Origin of the sequence: Streptococcus sp. A22 (assembly GCF_043674215.1) — a bacterium.
Classification (GTDB): Bacteria; Bacillota; Bacilli; order Lactobacillales; family Streptococcaceae; genus Streptococcus; species Streptococcus suis_V.
In genome coordinates, this window is sequence record NZ_JBIMJQ010000017.1 from 1 (window position 1) to 16,039 (window position 16,039).

At 44.4% G+C, this 16,039-nt stretch carries 10 protein-coding genes and 2 pseudogenes; 4 read left to right on the forward strand and 8 right to left on the reverse strand.

Annotation, left to right across the window (positions count from 1 at the left end):
- Nucleotides 1-138 precede the first annotated feature (138 nt).
- Together ACHBHN_RS07555 and ACHBHN_RS07560 are read right to left on the reverse strand one after the other, a co-directional pair.
- On the reverse strand, nt 139-6,795 hold the full coding sequence (locus ACHBHN_RS07555) for a discoidin domain-containing protein (RefSeq protein WP_394733884.1): 6,657 nt from the start codon (nt 6,793-6,795) through the stop codon (nt 139-141).
- Nucleotides 6,796-7,058: 263 nt separating this feature from the next.
- Nucleotides 7,059-7,751 carry a phosphoglycerate mutase gene (locus tag ACHBHN_RS07560; protein WP_318831003.1) on the reverse strand — a complete coding sequence of 231 codons (693 nt, stop codon included), beginning with the start codon at nt 7,749-7,751 and terminating at the stop codon, nt 7,059-7,061.
- Between the two features lie 283 nt (nt 7,752-8,034).
- Here ACHBHN_RS07560 and ACHBHN_RS07565 point away from each other — a divergent pair, with 283 nt between their 5' ends.
- Genes ACHBHN_RS07565 through ACHBHN_RS07575 form a run of 3 tightly spaced genes read left to right on the forward strand, consistent with a single transcriptional unit; the run spans nt 8,035 to nt 11,721 of the window.
- On the forward strand, nt 8,035-9,219 hold the full coding sequence (locus ACHBHN_RS07565; protein WP_394733885.1) for an acetyl-CoA C-acetyltransferase: 1,185 nt from the start codon (nt 8,035-8,037) through the stop codon (nt 9,217-9,219).
- A gap of 25 nt (nt 9,220-9,244) precedes the next feature.
- Complete coding sequence (locus ACHBHN_RS07570) at nt 9,245-10,402, forward strand: hydroxymethylglutaryl-CoA synthase (protein WP_394733886.1); 1,158 nt, start codon at nt 9,245-9,247, stop codon at nt 10,400-10,402.
- Nucleotides 10,403-10,461: 59 nt separating this feature from the next.
- Complete coding sequence (locus ACHBHN_RS07575) at nt 10,462-11,721, forward strand: hydroxymethylglutaryl-CoA reductase, degradative (protein ID WP_394733887.1); 1,260 nt, start codon at nt 10,462-10,464, stop codon at nt 11,719-11,721.
- Here the strand turns inward: ACHBHN_RS07575 and ACHBHN_RS07580 are convergent.
- Nucleotides 11,698-12,250, reverse strand: a pseudogene (locus tag ACHBHN_RS07580) (DUF4143 domain-containing protein); the annotation flags it as partial. The gene ACHBHN_RS07575 and the pseudogene ACHBHN_RS07580 overlap by 24 nt on opposite strands.
- Between ACHBHN_RS07580 and ACHBHN_RS07585 the strand changes: the two are divergent.
- A pseudogene (locus tag ACHBHN_RS07585) lies at nt 12,249-12,497 on the forward strand (DNA cytosine methyltransferase); the annotation flags it as partial. The pseudogenes ACHBHN_RS07580 and ACHBHN_RS07585 sit on opposite strands and share 2 nt — an antisense overlap.
- Before the next feature lie 15 nt (nt 12,498-12,512).
- On the opposite strand, the gene ACHBHN_RS07590 reads toward ACHBHN_RS07585, so the two are convergent.
- The 5 genes from ACHBHN_RS07590 to ACHBHN_RS07610 form a co-directional block, all read right to left on the reverse strand.
- Nucleotides 12,513-12,974: a GNAT family N-acetyltransferase gene (locus tag ACHBHN_RS07590; RefSeq protein ID WP_105123459.1), complete on the reverse strand. Its 462-nt coding sequence runs from the start codon at nt 12,972-12,974 to the stop codon at nt 12,513-12,515.
- A 152-nt stretch (nt 12,975-13,126) separates the two neighbouring features.
- Nucleotides 13,127-13,513 (reverse strand): TIGR02328 family protein, encoded by a 387-nt coding sequence (locus tag ACHBHN_RS07595; RefSeq protein WP_394733891.1) that lies wholly within the window; start codon nt 13,511-13,513, stop codon nt 13,127-13,129.
- Nucleotides 13,503-13,988: a GNAT family N-acetyltransferase gene (locus tag ACHBHN_RS07600; RefSeq protein ID WP_394733888.1), complete on the reverse strand. Its 486-nt coding sequence runs from the start codon at nt 13,986-13,988 to the stop codon at nt 13,503-13,505. Before ACHBHN_RS07600 ends, ACHBHN_RS07595 begins: the two co-directional genes overlap by 11 nt.
- Before the next feature lie 44 nt (nt 13,989-14,032).
- A complete protein-coding gene (gene murC, locus ACHBHN_RS07605) occupies nt 14,033-15,364 on the reverse strand; it encodes a UDP-N-acetylmuramate--L-alanine ligase (RefSeq protein WP_394733889.1) in 1,332 nt (443 codons plus the stop codon).
- A gap of 1 nt (nt 15,365) precedes the next feature.
- A complete protein-coding gene (locus ACHBHN_RS07610; RefSeq protein ID WP_105111240.1) occupies nt 15,366-16,025 on the reverse strand; it encodes a hypothetical protein in 660 nt (219 codons plus the stop codon).
- Between the last annotated feature and the right edge of the window lie 14 nt (nt 16,026-16,039).

Genomic DNA, 16,039 nt, shown 5'->3' on the forward strand with positions numbered 1-16,039 from the left:
TATACAAAAAGAGAGAACGAATTTCGTCCTCTCTAGGTGTTAGCTTTTCACCTACCCACTACAGTTGACAAAGAGCCCTTATATAGTTGATGCTCACTTCCTATTGCCCCTGAGACCAATGGTCATGAACACTCCCTATCAACTATGTTTTCTTTTGCGAGCTACAAATCCTAGAAGACCCAGACCTGTCAGACCAATAAGAGCAAGGCCTGATTGACTATCTCCGGTATTTGGCAAGCTAGCAGATTCTGATTGAGTTGCTGAAGCTGGACTTACTGACCCAGTTGGAACTGAGAGTTCAGAAGTTGAAACCGGTTCTGGACTAGCTACTGTTGAAGTAGTAACAGGTGCAGCTGGTACTTTGAACTCAAAGGCTGGCAAATAGTGATAAGCCGGTTCCCCTTTTTCCGTTACCAATTCGTCTTCAGCAATTGGGTAAGAAGCTGGATCTGCATAGTCTGTACCTGCTAGAAGTTCTGCTTCATTGCTGAATCCATCTTGATCATCATCAGCTGTTAGATCAAAGGCAGGAACTTCATGGTAGGCTGGCTCAAGCTTATCAGTCACCAATTCTTCTTCAACGACTGGGTAAGAAGCTGGATCTGCATAGTCTGTGCCTGCTAGAAGTTCTGCTTCATTGCTGAATCCATCTTGATCATCATCGGCTGTTAGATCAAAGGCAGGAACTTCATGGTAGGCTGGCTCAAGCTTATCAGTCACCAATTCTTCTTCAACGACTGGGTAAGAAGCTGGATCTGCATAGTCTGTGCCTGCTAGAAGTTCTGCTTCATTGCTGAATCCATCTTGATCATCATCGGCTGTTAGATCAAAGGCAGGAACTTCATGGTAGGCTGGCTCAAGCTTATCAGTCACCAATTCTTCTTCAACGACTGCTGCTGGCGCCATGACAGTCAACTCATTACCAGATACATAGCCACCCACACTTGATAGCCAGTTAATCTTGATGTAGCGAGTAACGGTCTCCTCTGGTAGAAGAGCAGCTTTTTCGTTAGCATTACGAAGCCATGTTGTCGGTTCACCGACTGCTTGCCATGTCTCACCATCTTGACTAATTTCAAGGCTCAATCCAGTAATATTTCCATTACCAGCGTTATCGCGAGGACGATAAATTAGGTAATCGACAGCTGTACTTTCTCCCAAATCAATAACTAGACTTGACGGAACAGCACGATTATTGTTCCAATCACTATGGTAAAGTGTATTATCATCACCATCGTAAAGATTGGTTAATGGTTCATTTGCTTGTTCAGCCGTGCTTGCAGTTGCATTGACAATTGCTACTTTCAAGCTTGGATCTTTAGCAATTGTATTGGTCTCGAGAACCTCAGATGCTTCTGAAGAACCTAGTAGATTACGGGCTATTACACGGAATCGATAACTTGTGGTTGGCAAAAGATTGTGCACATCAAAGTGAGTATTTTCTGTCCGACCAATTGCAACAAAACCACCATCTGCCTCTTGCTCCACCAAATAGTCAAAGGCCTGTTCATCGCCAGTCCAAGCAAGACTAATGCTGGCACTTGTTGCACGAGTTGCTACCACATCGCTAGGACTAGCAGGAACTGCTGTATAAGCTTTTGCCTGACGAACTGGTTCATCCGTGATTGTCACTGAGCGTAAATCATTACCTACTAGAATCCCATCTTGGCTGTTAAAGTTCAAGGACGCATCAGTTAAGGCACGTAGACGAACAGCTGCTACTCTACCTGAACCTTCAAGTAGTTCTTTTTCACCAAAGTTTACAAAACTAAAGACGACATTTGTTTGGTTTGAACGGGTACGTATTCTAGAGAAGTTTTCAGCATCTTTTGTGAAATCTTGATTAGCAACGACATCACCTACTACCTCAAATACAGATCCATCAATCATAAAGGTTGATGTAAGTGCATTGACCGCAGACAAATCATTCGCCATTAGATAAACAGAAGTTTCTTCTCCTTTGGCTAAAGTCAATTGATCTGCAGCCAGATAGAGTGTACCACTTGGCGCAACTTGTGATGGATTCGTTACACCACCTTCGAGTTGGACAGCCGCGACACTAATATCATATGCATCAATCAAACCGTTCTTGTTACTATCAGCATGACTGATATAATCAAAATCGCTGTCAACTGTACGAAGACCACTATAGTTTAGGAAGGATGTTTTATCATCTTCTGTAATCTTGCCATCATTACTGATATCTCCAGGTACCTGCATACGACTGCCAGGTTTTTTGAACACTAACAATTCTTCACCAGAAATGAAGTTACCAACACCTCCATCAATAATCATCTTAACATAACGGGCCTGTGGTACAGTGAAGTTATAGATTTTGGCCTTATTATCATTTTCCCAGATAGAATAGTATTGATCCGTTGTCCAATTCACACCATCTTCACTCACAGAGAAGTAAGTTTTCGTGATACGCCCATTTTGGCCACCATCGTTACGTGGATAGTATTCCAAACGGTCAACTTGATAGATTCCTCCCAGATCCATTTCAATGATGGATGGGTAGCTTACAGCGTGACCCCATTTACTATGGAATTGGTTGCCTAGTTCCTTGTCAAAGAGTTTGTCAATTTCTTGTCCAGATTGAGCCGTAATATTTGTTGCTACTTTAATATTTTCAATAGCATCTGCCCATGGATCTTCGTCTGTTTGAGCCGAAATAAGGTCAGACCAGTCTGATACCCCACGCGCATTGACTGCACGAATGCGGAATTGATGCGTAGAACCAAAGTTCAAGTCACCAAAGACAAAGTTATCTCCAGTAATACCAGTATAACGAACACCATCCTTTTCAATATCATAGCTATCCGCATTTTCTACTGGTGTCCATTCCACACGAATAGAGGTAGATGAAATCCCATCTTCTGGTACAGCAAAGTTTAGCGGAACAGTTGGCAATACCAAATCTTCCGGAACGTCAACCGGTTCATTAGCATTGACAAATCCGTCCAATGTCACGATAACAGCATTTTGAGTGACATCTGCTTCCTCTAATTTAATCTTGAGCAAATCATTACGGACAACTTGCAGATCTTGAATTTCTGAGCTTCTTGGATTATAAGTATCCAACAACGGATTACTGTGGTAGAAGTAAACGTTGCTTCCATTCTGGTAATCTTCAAGCGTCGTTACACGTTGAAGCATCACATCACGACCACCGATAGTAGCACGTACACCAGTTACATCTTCAGAAACATTGACATGCAGTTCAGTTGTTTTAACCTTTTCAAAGCCAGTAAAATCGCCTTGCGTTTGGCTGATTGTCAGAACAACTTGGCCTTTTTCGTTTGAATTTCCAGCCTGACTTTCAATAACAGTCTTAGCTAACTGACCTTCTTTATAACCAACACTTGTTCCATCATCTTCATAGAGGGTAAAACTGGTTTCTCCATGTGGATAGAATGTAACCAGACGATTCTTACGATCAATTTCCGTCGGATTGTTGTTTGGATTGGTCATCGGAATGATAGCACCATTTCGAACAAAGACAGGTGCCTTCCAAAGAGGAGCTGCAAAACCATTCAGGACTTGACCGCCGGCATATTTTTCACCTGTATACCAGTCAATCCACTCCTCATCGCTACCCGGAAGAACAATATTGTTACGTACATCATCTCCATTTTCAGCCATAGCTGTATTTTGATAAACAGGAGCTACCAAGATATTGCTACCGTACATGTACTGATACTGAACATCTTTAGTGTAGTTGATAGTATCCTCTGGGAAATCAATGAACATAGCACGAACGATTGGCTTACCAGTCTCAGCAGCCTCATGACCAATAGAGTAGGCATATGGCATAAAGGTTGATTTTTGTTTAAGAGACATACGGTTAATATCCGCAATGCGATCTCCAAAAACATACGGATTCTTCGGCTTCGCTCCCCAGCCATCCATGTTCATCATAATAGAGGTAAACATCTTCCATTGATAATCACGCGCATTGATAATCGGGTCTGCACCACCGAAGATACCATCCATGTCGGAACCCATGTTTGGATTACCAGACAAGCCTAAACCGATATAAGTTGGAATATGGAAACGAATGTATTCCCATTGACCTCCAGATTGGTCCCCGCTCCAGATAGCTGCACTCCGTTGAGTACCTGCCCAGCCATCGAGCGAAACGATAAATGGACGTGCCTCATCAGATCCACTTTGTTGCGTCAAGCGTTTGGCACCCTCATCAACACCATTCAGACCAAAGGAATAACCGTATCCTACCCAAGCTACGTCTGTCTTGATTGCTCGAATGCCTGCCTCGCCAACTTCCTTATCAATATCACGATGGAGAACAACGTCCTTAGCAGGATCCGTATCTACCAAGTCAGACTGAGTCCATAGACCAACTTTAATACCATGGGCATTAGCATAGTCAACAAATTTTTTCAGATTGGCAATGTTACCATCTAAGGTATCTTCTTGGCCATAGCCTGCACCGTAACCGTCGTTTGGAAGGAACCAAGCCAATGGCATATCAAGTTTTTTATAGCGGTCAATAATGGCCCGTGCAGAGAAAGCATAGCTATCACCCTCACCATTAAGAGTTTCCTGGGTTGCTTGGTCACGCAGATTTTCAGGCAATTGTGCTGGTTGATACTCACGATACCACTTACCATCCAATTCGATGGCACCAGGCGTTCCTTCTGCTACCTCTACCCAGAAATCACGGTTATAGGCATTCAAGTGACCCAAGTACAGTGCATATTCTGGTAAGACAACCGGTTCTCCCGTTAATTCCTGGTAATCTTTGATAATATCAACAGGACTAGTATTGACCATATAATAAGCATCGAAACGATTCTCACTGTGGACTGTCGTAATCTGACTTGAGTCCTTCGTACCAAAATCATATACCCCAGGTCTAAAGGTGCTACGAACCACACCATAACCATTTGTTGACCAATAAAATGGACTTGGAGAAGCCACGCCACCGTCTACCCAGTTGTTCTCGTTAACGATATTGATAGATTTACCCTTATGTGTAAATCGACCATTTTGCATACCGCCGCCAAAGAAATATTCATTAGCATCTTGACTGAGAGTTTGAGTCGTACCACCCGCTGAAAGTTGGATTGGAGCCACTTCTCTTGTCACATAACGATCATTAATACGGTCGTAGATAGATAACTCAGCTGTTTCCTTGTCAAAAATCAACCATATCTTGTCTGTCTCAATAATGTAGCGACTGTCCTCTGTAATTAAGCGTCCTGTTTCATTGTACTGGCTCTTGTAGTTAGCATAATTTTTTGTGGCAATAATAGCCGGGCGATCCTCACGACTTGGATCTGGTACTTCTTGAAACTCGCCAGTTGGGTCAATATAATAACGGAAAACATGGTCATTGTAAAGTTGTACTTGTGCTTCTTGCCCTGTTGAATAGCGAATCCGAGCTATACCATCTACTAATTGGAAATCCGTAATTGCCCCCACCGCATTATCAGGTCGAACAAAGCCTTCATTACTCTCAGCCGGAGGAAGCGTCTGAGTAGGCTGACTAGTAGTCGGCTCATCTTTTGGTTGTTCGATTACTTCAGGGGATGATTCTTTTTCAAATAATTCCAATTCTCTAAGTGTCAATTGATGCGGAGCAAGCTGTTGGTCCCAAGACTTGGCTTCCAAAATACGGAAAATAAGCTTATCGACTGGAGCGCCAGAGAGTGATTTCGTAGACAAAGTTGTCGCAAACGGTACTTCAATTTGGCCCAAATCTTCTACAACTTGGTCGCCTAGATAAGAGATGACTTGATATTTAGTCAAGGAACCATTGCTAGCAAACCGTTTATGAAGGGCAAAACCAGTAATTTCTGACTGTGAATCCAATGTCACAGTAATATCTTCTGGGAGTTGACCATCAGTGAGACTGTAAGCAAATTCTGTCAGAGTAGCATCATTTCCATCAATCAAATGTTCGAGACCATTGCCAGGTTGGTATTTTTCAGTAGTGCCAGAAACAGATAATCTCTCATTTGCAACCTTCTTACCTGAGAAAGTTTTGGATAATTCATAAAATGCAACATCTTTTAATGTCAGCATTCGATTGTTAACGCTATTCGGACCAACCATAGCTTCCAACAAGGTTAAACTCACTCGATCCACATCCTGTGGCAAGTCGAAATGATGTTCCACTCTCTCTAATTCAAAAGGAACAGCTACTTCATCTGATTGATAAACACTGGTCTGACCAACAAATGCCTCTACCTTATATTTTGTTAAAGTTCCATTTCCTGGCGTCCGTTTATGAATTTCCATTTTGTCCAAGGTCAAAGCTTGATCAAAAAGAAAATCTATTGTTTGCGGAAGTGTTTGAGTTTCATACCATTCAAGCTCTGTTAAAGTTCCAGCATTACCATCTATGAGATTTACCGGCGTCTCACCTGGTTGATAAACCTCTTCTTGAGGCACCACAGTGATACGTTCAGAAGCAACTTCTACACTGGCACCAGTTACTTCGGCAACAACTGCGCTCCGTGTCAGGGAATCAGAATTGTTAGCGGTTACATTTTCGGCTACAGGCTGACCCTCTGCTTGAACAGTCTCAGTTGCTCCACCTGTATCTACAGTTCCCCCTGCATCAGGTGCTCCTGGTTCACTAATGTGACCTGTATCTCCTAGTTCATTCCCAGCTGGATCTTGAAGAATCCCAGTCTCTGCCAATACTACTTGGTTACCTGTTCCTAGCAAAACGCAACCAATCGCAACTGAAGCCACACCGACAGTAAAACGTCGGATAGAAAAACGTTGCCGCTTATCAAATAGTTGCTTTGAAAATTTATTCATTTAACATCGACCTCTCTTTTTTATTATTTTAATTATATTGTGTTCCTTTTGATGCATCCTCCTAAACCTACATCATCCATATTGGAACGCTTACAAAAGGAAGTCTATCATAGAATGATTTTAATTTCAAGCATTAACTGGATATATCCACTTAATAATTTATTGATATACGAATTCAGTTGTTGTGCAAACATGGTTATAAGTGTGATAATTTTATCCGAGCATCAAAAAACACCCAGACCGAAGTCCAGGTGTCCAACCAATTACGCTTCCAAGTAGTACTCTTCCACGATGTTGAGGTTTTCGTCCAATTCGAACACAAGTGGTGGGAAGTTAGGGATTTCCACATCCATGATTTCATCATCAGACAATTGTTTGATGTGTTTTACAAGGGCACGGATTGAGTTACCGTGTGCACCTACGAACACGTTTTTACCGTCTTTCAATGCTGGAGCAATTTTGTCTTCCCAGAATGGAAGAGCGCGCTCAAGCGTTACTTTCAAGTTTTCAGCATCTGGGATAACTGAGTCATCAAGGTGGGCATAGCGACGGTCAGTGTGTGCTGAATGCTCATGATCTTTAGCCATTTCTGGTGGCAAAGTATCATAAGAACGACGCCAGATGTGCACTTGCTCATCACCAAATTCTGCAGCTGCTTCAGCTTTGTTCAAGCCAGTCAAACCACCGTAGTGACGTTCGTTCAAACGCCATGATTTTTCAACTGGTACCCATAATTGATCTGCAGCTTCAAGAGCCAAGTTTGTAGTCTTGATAGCACGTTTCAAAACAGATGTATAAGCAAGGTCAAATTCGATACCTGCTTCTTTGATTAATTTACCAGCATCAATTGCTTGTTGTGTACCTTTTTCAGACAAATCAACATCAGCCCAACCAGTGAAAAGGTTAGCTTTGTTCCATTCAGACTCACCATGGCGAGCAAAAACCAATTTTACCATTATATGGATTCTCCTTTTTATTTTGAGGTTGCCCTCTTGTACTTCTCTATTTTACACGAATTGCGTAAAAAATGCTAGTTTTTCCACAAGCTGTTTACGCTTACATTTTTCTTTCTTGAAAATTCAGCCCTCAGACCTATCCTTCTTCTTATCCATTATGCCAAAAACATGATATAATAGTTAGGCTGAACACGACAGATCCAAGAGGAGATTCCGCACTCTAGAAATGCCGGACTTTTTTATCTTTTGCGAACTGAACAATAATATTGAACACGGAGTACTCATGAATAAAGTAGCTATCGTGTCTGCCTACCGCTCTGCCATTGGCAGTTTCGGAGGTAGTCTAAAAGATATAGAAATCGCCGACTTGGGAGCCCAGGTTCTCAAGCAGGCGCTAGAGAAAAAGAATATCCCAGCGGAGAGCATTGACGAGGTCATCTTTGGCAATGTCCTTTCTGCTGGTCAGGGGCAAAATATTGCCCGCCAAATTGCTGTCAAAGCAGGACTTCCGCAAGAAACTTCTGCTTATTCGGTTAATAAGGTCTGCGGTTCCGGTCTCAAATCCGTCTTGCTCGCAGCCCAGTCTATCATGCTAGGCGACAATGAAGTCGTCGTTGCAGGTGGTATTGAAATCATGAGCCAAGCCCCCTACCTGTCGAAGAACAGCCGATTCGGTGCTAAATTCGGACACTTGGAATTAGAAGATTCTATGCTGACCGACGGTCTGACGGATGCTTTTGAGGGCTACCACATGGGCATTACCGCTGAAAATGTTGCAGAGCGGTATCAGGTCACTCGTGAAGAACAGGACGCCTTCGCCTTTGCCAGCCAAGAAAAAGCTGCTCAGGCTATCGCCCAAGGCACATTCGCAGATGAAATTGTCCCAATTAGCCTTCAAACCTGCAAGGGAGAAGTCATATTTGATTCAGATGAATACCCACGATTGACACCTCTTGATAAATTAGCAACACTCCGCCCTGCTTTCAAGAAAGACGGAACAGTGACAGCTGCCAACGCCTCTGGTATCAATGACGGCTGCGCAGTTCTCGTTCTCATGTCAGAAGAGAAGGCTAAGGAGTTGAATGTCCAGCCTCTAGCCTTCATCGAGGCCTATGCGACTAGCGGATTGGACCCAGCCTACATGGGCTTGGGACCAATTCCAGCTAGCCAGAAAGCTCTACAAAAACTCGGAAAAACAGTGGACGACATTGATTTGTTTGAAATCAATGAGGCCTTCGCTGCCCAGTCCATTCCTATTGTCAAGGAATTGGGCATCCCAGCAGATAAGGTCAACGTTAACGGAGGTGCAATCGCACTCGGACACCCTATCGGTGCCAGCGGTAGCCGCATCCTGGTGACGCTGATCCACGAATTAGAAAAACGCAATGGAAATCTAGGCCTCTGCTCACTCTGTATCGGAGGCGGTCAGGGAATTTCCCTCATCATTTCCAAGGCGACCACAAGATAAATCACTTGTAAACAAAGGAATTTTTATGAATATTGGTATTGATAAAATCGGTTTTGCGGCACCTGATTTTGTATTAGATTTGGCTGACTTAGCCCAAGCCCGCTCTGTTGATCCTAATAAATTTAAAATCGGATTGCTCCAGTCTGAAATGGCTGTGGCTCCTGTGACTCAAGACATCGTGACCTTAGGGGCACAGGCTGCGGCTAGCATCTTGACCGAAGAAGATAAAGCAACTATTGACATGGTCATCGTTGGTACCGAATCAAGTGTTGACCAGAGTAAGGCTGCAGCCGTGGCTATTCATGGACTCCTCGGTATTCAACCCTTTGCACGGTCTATCGAAATGAAAGAGGCCTGCTACGGTGCAACTGCCGGACTCAGCCTAGCCAAAAGCCACATCAACCAATTTCCTGACTCCAAAGTTCTGGTCATCGCCAGTGATATTGCCAAATACGGTATCGCATCAGGCGGTGAACCAACTCAAGGTGCGGGCGCTGTTGCCATGCTGGTCACTGCTGACCCACGCATCATGGTCCTCAACAATGACAATGTCTGCCAAACCCGCGACATCTACGACTTCTGGCGTCCCAACTATGACAAATATCCGCGTGTTGACGGCAAATTTTCAACCGAACAATACACTGACTGCTTGACTACTACCTTCGACCACTACCAAGAGAAAACTGGGCAACAGCTCAGCGACTTCGCGGCTATGTGCCTCCATATCCCATTCTCAAAGCAGGGGCTCAAGGGCCTCCAAGCCATTGCCAAGGACGAGGAAACCCTGACCCGCCTCTCTGACCGCTTCCGAGAGGCCATCGTTTACAACAAGGTGGTCGGCAACATCTACACTGGCTCGATTTTCCTTTCTCTCCTTTCCCTTTTGGAAAATAGCAGAGCGCTCAAGGCAGATGATCAAGTCCTCTTTTATAGCTATGGTAGCGGAGCTGTCTGTGAAATCTTTAGCGGCCGCCTAGTCGAAGGCTACCAAGAGCACTTGGAAATGGACCGCTTAGAAAAGCTCAACCAGCGGACACGCTTGAGCATGGACCAATACGAACAAATCTTCTTTGAAGAAATTGAATTGGATGAAACAGGCACTTCTACTGACTTGCCTGCTGACCAAAGTCCATTTGCTCTAGCTAAAATCCAAGACCACAGACGAATCTATATCAAAAACTAGTTAGTAACTGGCACCCTTGGCCAAGCCAGGGTGCTTTTCTCATATAGAAAGAGGAAATCATGTCCCATTTCTCAGGATATTACAAAAAAACGCGGCTTGAACGCATAGACTTGCTAGCTCATGCTCGTCAGCTAGATGAGAAAACCATTGCCATTCTCCAACAAGATGATAATCTCCCAGAAACCGTTGCAGGAAAAATGGCTGAGAATCACCTTGGAACCTTCTCCTTGCCCTTCTCGGTCGTACCTGAATTGCTGGTTGACGGTGTCAGCTACAGCATTCCCATGGTCACGGAAGAACCCTCTGTCGTTGCCGCTTGCTCGCTAGGTGGAAAAATGATTGCCAAATCGGGCGGTTTTTCCACCACTATCCACAACCGCCTTATGATTGGTCAAGTCGCACTCTACGACGTTCCTGACATGGACAGAGCCAGTCAGCTCATTGGTCAGGCGGAAGAAGAACTGCTCCAACTAGCCAACGACGCACATCCATCTATTGTCAAACGAGGCGGTGGCGCTAGAAAGATTACCGTTGAGCAAAAGGATGAATTTCTGATTGTTTACTTGCAGGTCGACGTCCAAGAGGCCATGGGCGCCAATATGTTAAATAATATGTTGGAAGGGATAAAAGAACATTTGGAAACTCTATCGCAAGGTCAGGCCTTGATGGGGATTCTGTCCAACTATGCAACGGAGTCCCTAGTGACCGCAGAATGTCGGATAGCCATCTCAAGTCTAGCAATCAGCTCTGCCATTGCCCAAGAAACGGCAAAAAAAATAAGCCTTGCCAGCAAACTGGCTCAGGTGGACCCTTATCGGGCAGCCACCCACAATAAGGGGATTTTTAACGGCCTTGACGCCCTTGTACTTGCGACGGGAAATGACTGGCGGGCTGTTGAGGCAGGCGCTCACGCCTATGCCAGTCGCGACGGACAATATCGCGGTCTTTCGACATGGACTATCCAAGGCGAGGAGCTGGTGGGTTCCATCACACTGCCCCTGCCTATCGCTACCGTCGGTGGTTCAATTGGCCTCAATCCTAAGGTTCAAGCAGCTTTTGCTATTTTGGGACATCCACAGGCGCGGCAACTAGCCTCTATCATAGCCGCTGTCGGTCTCAGCCAGAACTTCGCTGCTCTGCGCGCCTTGGTCACAACTGGTATCCAACAGGGACACATGAAACTCCATGCCAAATCCCTGGCCCTGCTTGCCGGCGCCCACGAAAAGGAGGTCGACCACCTAGCCCACCTCCTGCGCCAAAAAAAACACAGCAATCTGGAGACAGCACAGAAATTGTTAGAAGAAATGAGAAGAAACTAAAAAAAGAGGGGTGACTCTTTTTTTAGCCTCCACTAACCAGTCTAGCAGGCTCATCTTCTCGATACCGCCATAATTTGCATAGGGTTGAATAGTATCCATAGTCAGTATATACTTGGGGTAGTTGTCTGAAATCTTCTGCAGCGGACGCAATTCCCTTTCAAGCGTTTCAGGCTCAAGAGTTGTTTCACTGACTTGGTAGTAGGCACAATGCCCCTGCTCCGTGACGGCAATGAAATCCACCTCGTACTTATCGACATTGCCAACATAGGCCTTGCTATAACGTCGACATAGCTCCAGAAATACAATATTTTCAATCATATGTCCAATATCTTCCTGATGATCTGGGAGCAATAGGTTTCTAAAACCAAGGTCTACTGTGTGGTATTTTTCTAGACGCTGTAAGAGACTACGCCTTTTTACATCAAACCGAGGAACTGCGTAAAAGAGCAGACTATCTGTAAGGCTGTTCAGATATTGTTCCAAGGTTATGTGCGATTTTTACACCCTGACTAATCAGGGTATTTTTTATGCTAACATCAGAGGGGACTGTCAATCGCTCTACCCACTTCTTAAAAGTCAATGGGCGTTACCGCCTCATTACACCTATTGAAGCAGAACGACTGCAAGACTTTCCAGACGATTGGACAGCTAAGAAAAAACTTTCTGACGGAACTATTGTTGACTTTTCTGATAAAATGCGAATGTTTTTCATGGGTAATGCCTTAGTAACAGAAATTGTTAAAAAAATAGGAGAATTTATTAAAGAACTCGACTGAAATAGTTGAGTTCTTTTATAATACTTCCTCCATCCGTATCTTCTGCGGTTTCAACCCTAGTTGCTCATAAAATGCGACTGACTTCGTATTATCCGCCCAAACATCCAACGTTATATTGTAGCAACCACTTTCCTTGGCATAAGAAAGAGCAAAAGCATAGAGTTCCTTACCAATTCCCTGACCGCGAACCTGCGATGACACACACAAATCATCTATGAAGAGCGTTTTTACAGGCTGTAATACCTGACTCTGTGCCTCTTGAATTTGGCAAAAGAGATGCCCAACTACCTGTCCCGCCGTTTCATAGACAAAAATTAGCTGGTCTGGATTTCCAATCATGGAAGTCAAGTCTGCCTGCGAATATTTTTGCCCACTTTCCCTAAAAATATCAGGTCTTCCCACATGATGAACCTGTAAAATCTCCTCAAGCAGGCTTTCCAGTGATGGAATGTCTTGTAACTGAGCTGGTCTAATCATCTTTTTCCTCCTTCAAAAAAAATAATACAAATCGGTCCTAAGACCGATGAATATTCTGAAAATTCCTTTATACTATAAGTGTATCCTAAAATTTTTCATAAATCTCCTAAAAGTCAGTCCTCTGGGCTGATTTTTTGTGTTTAACGTATGATTTACAGAAAAATCCCCTTGTCCCGCAAATTGACCAGACATTCTTCCAAGTAAAATACGTCATGCTCTGAATAAATAGGACTGGTCAGTGGAATTTCTTCAACCTCACTATAATACGCTTCCTTCTTCCCACGATAGGTCGACTCCTGCCATTCGGCCGACACCTTGTAACCTCTTTTCTCCATCTCCTGCATGATCATCTTATAATATTGAAACAATTTAGTCGGAGAATGGGTAAAGACATAGTTGACCGTCGCATGAGGACGTCCCCAACCTGCACCTCGTAAGGCACAACATTCTCTATGCTGTCCCAACAATTGCTGGCGCGGAAGTACAGAAATGAAGTCTTGATGCCAAAGTCGCCTTGGTTCCCCCCTACTATGGCACAGACCAATACATGTCAAACCACTGGCCACCGCCAAACTGTGACTGGGATGGTCCCATATCCTCAAAGCCATTACGCTCATAATAGTTGAGCAAATATTCCTTACAAGTTAAAGCAATCCCCTCCATATCTCTTGACCTTGCGACTTCTTTCAAGGCAGCCGTGAGTAGGGTACCAAGCCCCTGACCCTTGTAGGCATTGTCCACTGACAGGCTAGCAATGTGCAAGTATCGTCCTTTCAAGTCAGCAGAGTTTGTCAGCTCAAAAATAGCATCCGTCACCAGCTTCTCTTCTGCGGGACAGGCTAACAAATAAGCCGCTACTTCTCCCTCGTGAATCATAACGAGACTAGACTGGCTACTATTTGCAGCATAAGCCGCCAAAACAGGCTCTGAAATCTGCTCCTCAGGAATAAAATTTTCCTGCTCAAGCCGCAAAATACCAGGCAAGTCACCCGGCTGCGCAAAACGAATTTCCATATTATTTCCCCCAGTATCAGAAAAGGGACCGCAGTCCCTTTTTTTTATTGTACATTATGTGTCAAATTTGACAAGAGACGCTCAAATGAATATTCATAGGACTGAATATCCCCTGCCCCCATGAAGACATAGACCGCATTGTCATGGTCCAAGAGTGGAGAAGTATTTTCAACCGTCACCAGCCCACCTTTTTTCGTAATTTTAGCCGCCAAATCCTCTACCTTGACCTCACCGTTATCTGTCTCACGCGCTGATCCGTAAATCTGTGCCAGATAAACCGCATCCGCCCCATTCAAGGCCTCCGCAAATTCATCCAAAAGGGCAATGGTCCGCGTAAAGGTGTGGGGTTGGAAAATAGCCACCAATTCCTTGCTTGGGTACTTTTGACGGGCGGCATCAATAGTCGCAATGATTTCCGTTGGATGATGGGCGAAGTCATCAATGATAACCGTATCGTTGACAATTTTCTCAGTAAAGCGACGCTTGACACCAGCAAAAGTCTTGAGATGTTGAGCTACCAAGCTCAAATCAAAACCAGCAATATGGAGATTGGCAATAACCGCTGTCGCATTCATGACATTGTGCTTACCGAAGGTTGGAATTTGAAACTCACCCAATTCCTGGTCCTTGTAGCGCACCTTGAACTGCGAACCTGTGGTTGACGGACGCAAATCATAGGCTACAAAGTCATTCTCATCACCGAAACCATAGTAGTAAATCGGCGCATTGGCTGTAATCTTACGCAATTCCTCATCCTCACCATAGAGGAAAAGACCTTTTTTAACCTGCTTGGCATAGTCATTGAAGGCATTGAAGACATCCTCAAGGCTAGTGAAATAGTCCGGATGGTCAAAGTCAATGTTGGTGATAATGCTGTACTCTGGGTAATATGGAGCAAAATGACGCTCATATTCATCTGACTCAAAAACAAAGTATTGGGCATTGGCAGAACCACGACCTGTACCATCACCGATTAAGTATGAGGTATCCGTGATATTGCGCATAACATGGGCCAAGAGACCTGTAGTTGACGTCTTACCGTGGGCACCAGCCACACCTAGGCTAGTAAATTCCTTCATGAATTGGCCCAGGAACTCGTGGTAACGCTTGTAGCTGTAGCCATTCGCATCCGCATAGGCGATTTCCACGTTATTGTCTGGACGGAAGGCATTACCAGCAATCAGCTCCACATCGGCAGTAATATTTTTTTCATCGAAGGGCAGGATAGGAATTCCAGCTTGCTCCAGCCCACGCTGGGTAAAGTAATACTTATCTACGTCACTTCCTTGAACCTTGTGGCCCATTTGGTGGAGCATAAGAGCCAGCGCACTCATGCCCGAACCCTTAATACCAATAAAATGATAGTTTTTTGTCATCTTAATCCTCTTCTATATGTGTCAAATTGAGTTCTTGAGCAACCTGCTTATCACGAAAGGCACGTCTTTCCGGATAATTGTAGACCTGACTTCTCTTGAGGAAATCAAAGGACTGGTTGCTTGATGTTTTTTCCTGCACCCGGTCCTCTTTTTTTAAAGAATAGACTTCTGGCAGATCTGCTAAAATATAGCTTTCTTGGCGCAAGCGGTCAGCTAGATTGGCCAGAAGATTGCCAGTCGCTTCCTTGCGAGGAGTAGGCTGGACAGTTGAAACTTTTTTAGGCTTGCTTCCGATAAAATCATCCTTCAAATAGCTAGCTGAACGTTTCTTTTTAATATCTTCTTTGGCTACTTCCCTGGCTAACTGCCCCTGGGTCTTCCGCTCCGCATGCTGGACCGGTCTGTGAAGATTTCGGTCTCGTCTGGAATAATGCGACCTCTTGGTAGCAAATAAAGGGGGCAAGAGCTCGTCTTCCGTCTGCTCTGGAACAGGTTTCACCGCTGGTTCCTGACTGCCACTGGCTTCAAACACCTTGTCCTGATAAGGTCCCTTAATATTTGAAATCAAATCGCTCTCCTCATAGAGAAGCATCTGAGGGCTGGCCTCAATCAGGGGCTCATTGTCTGAAATGATGGGAAATCGAGTATCTTCTCTTATCATAGCACATTCCTTTC

Coding starts and splice junctions, on each gene's coding strand:
- murC (WP_394733889.1), bottom strand. CDS start 15,364: ATGACAAAAAACTATCATTTTATTGGTATTAAGGGTTCGGGCATGAGT.
- ACHBHN_RS07555 (WP_394733884.1), bottom strand. CDS start 6,795: ATGAATAAATTTTCAAAGCAACTATTTGATAAGCGGCAACGTTTTTCT.
- ACHBHN_RS07565 (WP_394733885.1), top strand. CDS start 8,035: ATGAATAAAGTAGCTATCGTGTCTGCCTACCGCTCTGCCATTGGCAGT.
- ACHBHN_RS07600 (WP_394733888.1), bottom strand. CDS start 13,988: ATGGAAATTCGTTTTGCGCAGCCGGGTGACTTGCCTGGTATTTTGCGG.
- ACHBHN_RS07610 (WP_105111240.1), bottom strand. CDS start 16,025: ATGATAAGAGAAGATACTCGATTTCCCATCATTTCAGACAATGAGCCC.
- ACHBHN_RS07590 (WP_105123459.1), bottom strand. CDS start 12,974: ATGATTAGACCAGCTCAGTTACAAGACATTCCATCACTGGAAAGCCTG.
- ACHBHN_RS07560 (WP_318831003.1), bottom strand. CDS start 7,751: ATGGTAAAATTGGTTTTTGCTCGCCATGGTGAGTCTGAATGGAACAAA.
- ACHBHN_RS07570 (WP_394733886.1), top strand. CDS start 9,245: ATGAATATTGGTATTGATAAAATCGGTTTTGCGGCACCTGATTTTGTA.
- ACHBHN_RS07575 (WP_394733887.1), top strand. CDS start 10,462: ATGTCCCATTTCTCAGGATATTACAAAAAAACGCGGCTTGAACGCATA.